Raw genomic sequence first — 867 nt, 5'->3', positions numbered from 1 at the left:
CGCTGCGCGCGCGCGGCTTCCGCGTCGTCCGGCGCGTCGTCTATGCCGCGCGGCCCGTCGCCGAACTGCCCGCCGCCGCCCACGCCGCCCTGGCACAGGACCGGGTGCGGGCCGCCTGCTTCTTCTCCGCCGAGACCGCGCGCGCTTTTGTACGCGCGATCGCGCCGGCGGACGCCGCGGGGCTCGATCGGACCGACGCGGTGGCTATCGGCGGTCTGGCGGCCATGGCATTAAGGGGGCTGCCGTGGCGGCGCATCCTGGTCGCCCGGCGCCCGACCCAGGACGAGATGGTGGCATTGCTGCGATGACGGACAGACCCGCCCTGCCCCAAGGCAAAGCGCCCGAAAAGCCCAAGACCGCGGCGGCAGCCCCGCTTCCCGACGATGAGGCGCGGCCCGCGCCCATCTGGCCGATCGCGGGCGTGATCGGCTTCCTCCTGCTCGCCGGTGCCATCGTGTACGTGTGGGAAAACCCCCGCGTGCCGAGCGAGGCGGCGGCCCTGCGCACCCTCGACACGCGGGTGGCGGCGGTCGAGAGCCGCCCGGCGCCGGATCTGGGCGGGCTGGAGACGCGGCTCGCCAATCTGGAAAAGGCGACCGCCCAGCTTGCCGACGCGGCGAGCAAGACGGCGCTCACCCAGGTCGCCAGCCGCATCGACATGCTGTCCGGCCGCGTCGATCAGATGGCGGCGCGGCTGCAGGCCGGCGACCCGGCGCTGCGCCAGCATCTCGACGCGCTGAGCACGCGCATGGACGAGGTGGCGAAGCAGGCCGAGGCCGCCGCCGGCGCCGCCGGCCGGATCGACGCGCTGGAGACGCGGGTCGCGGCACTCGAAAAGGCGACCGGCGGGATGCCGGCGCTGGCCAG

2 protein-coding genes are annotated in these 867 nt (G+C 75.1%); both read left to right on the top strand.

From position 1 onward, the window contains the following. On the top strand, positions 1–308 hold a 308-nt coding region (locus B8460_RS18355), incomplete at its 5' end, for a uroporphyrinogen-III synthase (RefSeq protein WP_048863069.1). Continuing rightward, positions 305–867 (top strand): hypothetical protein (locus B8460_RS18350; RefSeq protein ID WP_048863068.1); only part of this gene is annotated, 563 nt, incomplete at its 3' end. The genes B8460_RS18355 and B8460_RS18350, both read left to right, overlap by 4 nt.

It is taken from the genome of Acidisphaera rubrifaciens HS-AP3 (assembly GCF_000964365.1).
Lineage (GTDB): Bacteria > Pseudomonadota > Alphaproteobacteria > Acetobacterales > Acetobacteraceae > Acidisphaera > Acidisphaera rubrifaciens.
Note: the sequence above shows the minus strand (reverse complement) of the source record. Positions and strands in the feature narration are given on the sequence as shown.